At 71.2% G+C, this 6,581-nt stretch carries 7 protein-coding genes; 5 read left to right on the plus strand and 2 right to left on the minus strand.

The genetic code is table 11. The annotated features are described in order from the left end of the window. Positions 1-147 precede the first annotated feature (147 nt). Positions 148-1,308, plus strand: a complete 1,161-nt coding sequence (locus ACWENQ_RS14690) for a TRM11 family SAM-dependent methyltransferase (RefSeq protein WP_452414508.1) — start codon at positions 148-150, stop codon at positions 1,306-1,308. On the opposite strand, the gene ACWENQ_RS14695 is transcribed toward ACWENQ_RS14690, so the two are convergent. Together ACWENQ_RS14695 and ACWENQ_RS14700 are read right to left on the minus strand one after the other, a co-directional pair. After that, complete coding sequence (locus ACWENQ_RS14695; RefSeq protein WP_452414510.1) at positions 1,274-2,113, minus strand: alpha/beta fold hydrolase; 840 nt, start codon at positions 2,111-2,113, stop codon at positions 1,274-1,276. The genes ACWENQ_RS14690 and ACWENQ_RS14695 overlap by 35 nt on opposite strands. Before the next feature lie 23 nt (positions 2,114-2,136). Next, the gene (locus tag ACWENQ_RS14700) at positions 2,137-3,366 is read right to left on the minus strand and encodes a cytochrome P450 (RefSeq protein ID WP_449927750.1); all 1,230 of its coding nucleotides are present in this window, start codon (positions 3,364-3,366) and stop codon (positions 2,137-2,139) included. A 186-nt stretch (positions 3,367-3,552) separates the two neighbouring features. Here ACWENQ_RS14700 and ACWENQ_RS14705 point away from each other — a divergent pair, with 186 nt between their 5' ends. The 4 genes from ACWENQ_RS14705 to ACWENQ_RS14720 form a co-directional block, all read left to right on the plus strand. Further along, positions 3,553-5,088 carry a long-chain-fatty-acid--CoA ligase gene (locus tag ACWENQ_RS14705; protein WP_449928021.1) on the plus strand — a complete coding sequence of 512 codons (1,536 nt, stop codon included), beginning with the start codon at positions 3,553-3,555 and terminating at the stop codon, positions 5,086-5,088. A gap of 85 nt (positions 5,089-5,173) precedes the next feature. Continuing rightward, complete coding sequence (locus ACWENQ_RS14710; RefSeq protein ID WP_354916654.1) at positions 5,174-5,611, plus strand: MarR family winged helix-turn-helix transcriptional regulator; 438 nt, start codon at positions 5,174-5,176, stop codon at positions 5,609-5,611. A gap of 71 nt (positions 5,612-5,682) precedes the next feature. Beyond that, entirely contained in the window at positions 5,683-6,135 is a 453-nt protein-coding gene (locus ACWENQ_RS14715; protein ID WP_452414512.1) for a hypothetical protein, read from the plus strand. Between the two features lie 18 nt (positions 6,136-6,153). Then, positions 6,154-6,581 (plus strand): hypothetical protein (locus ACWENQ_RS14720; protein WP_452414513.1); only part of this gene is annotated, 428 nt, incomplete at its 3' end.

The following is a 6,581-nucleotide window of genomic DNA, read 5'->3' on the forward strand; positions in this document are numbered from 1 at the left end:
GGCGCCCGCTAGGTTCTGCGCGTGACGTTCTTCTTCCGACGTTGACGATCCGCCGGCGGGCCGCGGCCGCTCTCTCGAGCACCGGCCCACCGCCGGTGATGCGGGACGGCATGCCGCCGCCCCGGGTCGCGACGTGGGAGAAGACAGGTGCATACGCTCCTGGTGGCCAGGACGGTACGCGGCCTTGAGCCGCTGGTGGCCGAGGAGATCGGCGGTGCGGAGCGCTTCCGGCACCGCGAGGTGTGGTTCAGGCGGGGCGTGCCCGATCCCGGTCTGCTCGAGCTGCGAACAGCTGACGACGTGCTGCTGGCGGGTACGGTGGCCGGGCGGGTGGGGCACACCAAGGCCGCGCTGGACCGCCTGCGCGCGGCCGCGCGCGAGGTGGACGCCGCCGCGCTGGTGTCGCTGAAGGCGCAGTTCGCCGGCTCGGCCGAGGTGAAGGCGCCGCCCGAGACGAAGGCGCGGCCCGAGGGGAAGGCGCGCCGCGACGCGAACGCGCGGTCCGAGGCGAATGTGCGGCCCGAGGCGAAGGCGCTGCCCGAGGTGGCAGGGCTGGAGGTGTCCGCGTCCTTCCTGGGCAGGCGCACGTTCACCCGCTACGACATCGAGGACGCCGTGGGCGCCGAGCTGGCCGCTCGCCTCGGCGTGCCGTACCACTCCAGGAGGCAGGGGCCGCCGCCGCCCTGCGCGTTGTCCTGGCGGGTCAGCGTGGAGGGCGACGAGGCGGTGATCGGGCTGCGGATCGCCGGCAGGCCGCTGCACCGCAGGCCGTACAAGATCGGCACGGTGCCGGGCACGCTGCATCCGCCGGTGGCGGCGGCGATGGTCAGGCTGGCGGGGCTGGAGCGGGCGCGCACGGTGCTGGATCCGTGCTGCGGGGCGGGCACGACGCTCATCGAGGCGCGCGCGGCGGCCCCGTCGGCCCGTTATCTCGGCGCCGACCTCAGCCCCGCCGCGGTGCGGGTGGCCGCGGGCAACGCGGCGGCGGGCGCCGGCGCGGGGATCGGGTGGCTGGCCGCTGACGCGGGCCGGATCCCGCTGCCCGCCGGCAGCGTGGACGTGGCGCTGGTCAACCCGCCGTGGGAGTGCCAGGTGGCCGCGGGCGGCTTGCTCGCCGCCGGCCACGACAGGTTCTGGAGCGAGCTGCGGCGGGTGCTGAAGCGGCCGGGCAGGGTCGTCGCCCTGCTGCCGGAGCTCGTCCGGCCGCCGGGCTTCCAGGTGGACAGGGCGATCCGGGTGAGCCTCATGGGCAGGCACCCGGTGATCGCGGTGCTCAGTCCTCCAGCCAGGCGAGGATCAGGTCGTTGACCTCGCGCGGGCGTTCGAGGTGCAGGAAGTGCCCCGCCCCCGCGACCTTCTCCATCCGCGAGCCCGGCGGCAGGTGGGTGAGCGCGTCCTTGGCCAGGTGCTCGCCGAGGCAGCCGTCCTGGGCGCCGTGCAGGTAGAGCACGGGCCGGTCGGGCGCGGGCGGCTCGGGGAAGCGGCCCGAGGGCGGGGTGGTGCCGAGCATGGCGCGGTAGTAGCCGATCGCTGCGGCGAGGTTGGCCGGCGCGCCGATGCTCCGCCTGACGAACTCCAGGTCTTGGGTGGCGTCGTAGCCGGGCGACCAGTCGCGCCAGAGCCCGTCGAGGAAGCCGGGGGTCGCGGCGGCGCTCTCGGCCAGGCCGGTCTGGAACAGGAAGATGTAGAAGGAGCGCTTGAGCTGCGCGTAGTCGAAGAACCCGGACAGCAGGGCGCCGACCGGCGGCACCGCCATGGCCACCGACCTGCGGAAGCGGCCGGTCGTGCCGTACACGGGGAAGGCGCCCCAGTCGTGCCCGACGACGACGGCCCACTCGTCGCCGCCCAGTTCCTCGTGCAGGGCCAGGACGTCGGTCACCAGCGCGGCCGCCTCGTAGGCGCCGTCGGCGGGGATCTCGGTGGGCGCGTAGCCGCGCAGGAACGGCGCCACCGCGCGGTAGCCGCGGCCGGCCAGTTCGGGCATCAGGTGGCGCCAGGTGTGCGCGGTGTCGGGGAAACCGTGCAGGCACAGCGCGAGGGGGCCGTCGCCGCACGTCAGGTAGGCGAACTCCAGCCCGTTGGCGTGGACGGTCCCGATCTCGATGACGGTCATGTCGTCGCTCCCCTGCCGGTCGGTCAGTACGCGTACGTGAGGTGCTTGACGCCGTTGATGAAGTTCGACAGCAGGAAGTCGGGCTCGCCCACGGCGCGGATGCCGGGCAGCCGGGTGAACAGCTCGCGGAACATCACGGTCATCTCCCTGCGCGCCAGGTGGGCGCCGAGGCAGTAGTGCGGCCCTGGGCCGCCGAAGCCGACGTGCGGGTTGGGGTCGCGGGTGATGTCGAAGACGTCGGGGTCGGTGAAGACGGCCTCGTCCCTGTTGGCGGAGTTGTAGAAGAGCAGCACCTTGTCGCCCTTGCGGTACATCCCGTGGTCGCGGGTGACGGTCCTGCGGAACTGGATCACGGGGGTGGAGTAGCGCACGATCTCGTCGCACGCCTTGGTGATCCGCCCGTCGAAGTCGGCCATGAGGTGCTCGCGCTGCTCGGGATGGTCGGTGAACAGCTTGAGCCCGTAGGCGATGGCGTTGCGGGTGGTCTCGCTGCCCGCCACGACCAGCAGGATGAAGAACGAGCCGAGTTCCTGCGGGGTGAGCCGTTCGTCGCCGTTGACCAGCAGGCTCACCAGGTCGCCGGTGGGCCGCTTGCGCCGCTCGTCGCCGAGGGCGGCGGCCAGCCGGTTGAGGGAGTGGCCCGCGTGCAGGAGCTTGCCGAGCCCCTTGGCGACGTTCCAGCGGCTGAAGTCGGGCCGGACGCCGGTGTACTCGGGGTCGGCGTTGCCGAGGATCACGTTGGTACGGCGCAGCACCATGTCATGAAATTTCGCCGGAATCCCCATCATGTCGCAGATGACGCGGACGGGAAGCCTGGCGGCGATCTGCTCGACGAAGTCGCCAGGTCCCGCCTCGACCGCCTGGTCCACGATCTCGGTCGCCGCCACGGCGAGGTCGTCCTCCATCTTCGCCAGGATGCGCGGCGTGAACGCCCTGGAGACGATCCTGCGCAGTCTGGCGTGGCGGGGGTCGTCCATGTTGATCATCGAGCCGAAGTAGACGGCGAGCCAGCGCGGCATGTCGGGGATGCTGTTGGAGCACGGCTCGCTGCTGAACACCTCGGCGTTACGGCTGGCCTCGACCACGTCGGCGTGGCGGACCAGCGCGTAGTAGCCCTCGCCCGCGCCGATGAAGGGCACCGGGTTCTCCTTGACGAACACCGGCCGGTCCAGTTCGCGCAGCCGTCTGAAGGCGGCCATCCGCTCGGCCTGCGGAAGACCCCAGAAGGGGATCTGCGACAGATCGATGTCCATGCCGTCCATCGTTGGCGCAAGTGTTCACTTACGTCAAGGGCCCACACCGTCCCGCCAGTGTGGCGCGTACGTCACCCGGCCCGGCTCGTCCATATGCATCTGTAACCTTTGTTACCTACCGGTCGGTATGTGGTTCCTGCCAAGATGGCGCGCGTAGGAGTCAGCGCGAGGGAGGAAGGCCTGCCCATGCTCAACCTGTCGATCGTCCTCGAGGACAGCGCTCGCAACGCCCCTGACGACACCGCCGTCGTCTTCGGCGATCTGCGCCTGCCGTACTCCATGGTGGAGACGATCGCCAACCAGGTGGCGAACCTGCTGGTGGCGCGCGGCGTCGGCAAGGGCGACAAGGTCGCGCTGGCCTGTCCGAACGTACCGTACTTCCCCTTCGTCTACTTCGGCATCCTCAAGGCGGGCGCGACGGTCGTGCCGCTGAACGTGCTGCTGCAGGCCAGGGAGATCACCTACCACCTCGACGACAGCGACGCCAAGGCGCTGTTCTGCTTCGAGGGCACCCCCGAGCTGCCGCTGGGCGAGCGCGGCAAGGCGGGCTTCGAGGCCGCCGAGGGCTGCGAGCACTTCTTCGTGCTGCCGGCCACTCCGCTGGCCACCGAGTCGGAGTACGGCGAGTCGATCTGGGCGGCGCTGAACGGCATGCCGGGCGAGTTCCAGACGGTGCAGACCGCCCCGGAGGACACCGCGGTGATCCTCTACACCTCGGGCACCACGGGCCAGCCCAAGGGCGCCGAGCTGAGCCACCAGAACATGCTCATGAACGCCATGGTCGCCGACGAGATGTTCCCCCGCACCCCCGGCGGCGACACCTACCTGGCCGTGCTGCCGCTCTTCCACTCCTTCGGTCAGACCGTCGTGCTGAACACGGGCTTCCGCAGGCGCGGCACGCTGGTGCTCATGCCGCGGTTCGAGCCCGGCGCGGCACTGGAGCTGATCCGCAAGGAGAACATCACCTTCCTGGCCGCCGTGCCGACGATGTTCTGGGGCCTGCTGACCAAGATCCACGCCGACGGCGTCGAGGCGCCCTCCTCCCTCAGGCTCGCCGTGGCCGGCGGCGCCTCCTCCCCCGTCGAGGTGCTGCGCGACTTCGAGCAGACCTTCGGCATCGGCATCCTGGAGGGCTACGGCCTGTCGGAGACCTCCCCGGTGGCCAGCTTCAACCAGCTCGGCCGGCCGACCAAGCCCGGCACCATCGGCACCCCGATCTGGGGGGTGGAGATGAGGCTCGTCGACAACGACTGGAAGACGATCGAGGGCGAGGGCCCCGGCGAGATCGCCATCCGCGGCCACAACATCATGAAGGGCTACTACAACCGGCCCGAGGCGACCGCGGAGGTCATGAACGACGGCTGGTTCCGCACCGGCGACATCGCCACCCGCGACGCGGACGGCTACTACGCCATCGTCGACAGGGCCAAGGACATGATCATCCGTGGCGGGTTCAACGTCTACCCGCGCGAGATCGAGGAGGTCCTGATGACCCACCCCGCGGTCTCGCTGGCCGCGGTCGTGGGGGTCCCGCACGAGTCGCACGGCGAGGAGGTCAAGGCGTACGTCATCCGGGCCGCGGGCGCCGCCGCCACCGAGGCGGAGCTGGTGGCCTGGAGCAAGGAGAACATGGCCGCCTACAAGTACCCCCGGATCGTCGAGTTCCGCGACGACCTGCCGATGACCGCCACCGGCAAGATCCTCAAGCGCGAGCTGCGCTGAGGCGGACCGGGCCGCGGGGGCGTCCCCGCGGCCCACGGTGATATCTTCCTTAGTGCAACTCTTGCACGAGACAAGGAATCCCCCGATGGAACCCAGCGTGGTCTTCCGCCACTACCTCAGCGCGGTGGTCCTGCACAGCCTGGCCAGCGCCGAGGCGGCGGGGCTGAACGCCACCGACCTCTACGCGCTCAACACGCTGGAGCTGTCAGGTCCGCTCACCTCGGGCGAGCTGGCCGCCCGTACGGGCCTCACGACGGGCGCGACCACCAGGCTGATCGACCGCCTGGAGCAGAGCGGCTACGTCAGGCGGGCCGCCGACCCCGCCGACCGGCGCAAGGTGATCGTCGAGGCGTCCGGCAGGCCGGCCCGGCTGGACGCGGCGCTCAGCGGCGCCCGGCAGCGGCTGGCGGAGCTGCTCGGCGGCTACACCGAGGAGCAGCGCGCCACGCTGTTCGACTACTTCGGCAAGGCGGCCGGCGCCTTCCAGGAGGCCACCGACGAGCTGACGGCCACCCGCGGGTAGGGCGCTCCCTACCGGCGAAACGGGTGCGCGCGGGGGAGATCCGCCCGCGGGTGATCCAGAACACTGGACGCATGCCCACCACGCAGACACTCCCCGCATCCGTCAAGGCCTCCTCCACCCTCTGGTTCGCCGCCGTCGGCGCGGGCGCCTTCGAGACCGCGCTCGCCGTCGGACAGGCACTGTCGGCCGGCACCCCGTTCGCCGCCCTCGCCGGCGGGCTGGCCTTCCGGCTGGCGGTGTTCGCCGGGGCCGTCGCCCTGGCGGCGAGCCTGCGCCGCGGCCACAACTGGGCCAGGATCGCGCTGGCCCTCACCCTCGGCGTCTTCGGCACTCTGTCGCTGGTGATCGAGCCCGTCCGGTGGCTGCTCGCGGGCAACTCCGTCGCCGACTTCTACGCCTCCGCCGGGCCGCTGACCTACGTCTTCACCCTCAGCCGCGTGCTGCACCTGGCGGCGGTCCTGGGAGCCATGGTGCTGATGTTCAGCACCGACGCCAACGCCTACTTTCGCCAGAGATCACGATGACCGATATGGTTTGCGGTCATGCATAATCGTCTGACCGGAATGCTGGTCGGTGCCGTTTTCGGCGCGGTCTTCGTGATCGTCAACGCGCCTGGGCCGCTCGGTTCCGGCATCGCCACCGGCCTGCGCGTGGCGGCCGGCCTCGCCCTCGCCTACGCGCTCTTCCTGTGGTTCAGCGCCGGCCGGCGCCTCAGGTCGAGAGCCACGCCGCCCCAGCCGCCCGAGGGCGCCAGGATGTTCGGCCGCGGCTACCTGCTGATCGTGGCGGCCGAGGTGATCCTGCTGTTCGGCGGCCTCCAGGTCCTCCGGGTGCTGGACCGGCCATGGCAGGGCAACGTCGCGTGGGTGGCCCTGATCGTGGGGCTCCACTTCGTCGCGCTGGCTCCGGTGTGGAAGGAACCCAGCATCGGGATCACCGGCGCGGTGCTGTCCGTCCTCGGGATCGCCGG

Source organism: Nonomuraea sp. NPDC004354, assembly GCF_053602555.1.

Bases quoted from the DNA above. Each gene is read 5' to 3' on its own strand.
- ACWENQ_RS14700 (WP_449927750.1), bottom strand. From the start codon at position 3,366: ATGGACATCGATCTGTCGCAGATCCCCTTCTGGGGTCTTCCGCAGGCC.
- ACWENQ_RS14715 (WP_452414512.1), top strand. From the start codon at position 5,683: ATGCCCACCACGCAGACACTCCCCGCATCCGTCAAGGCCTCCTCCACC.
- ACWENQ_RS14705 (WP_449928021.1), top strand. From the start codon at position 3,553: ATGCTCAACCTGTCGATCGTCCTCGAGGACAGCGCTCGCAACGCCCCT.
- ACWENQ_RS14710 (WP_354916654.1), top strand. From the start codon at position 5,174: ATGGAACCCAGCGTGGTCTTCCGCCACTACCTCAGCGCGGTGGTCCTG.
- ACWENQ_RS14695 (WP_452414510.1), bottom strand. From the start codon at position 2,113: ATGACCGTCATCGAGATCGGGACCGTCCACGCCAACGGGCTGGAGTTC.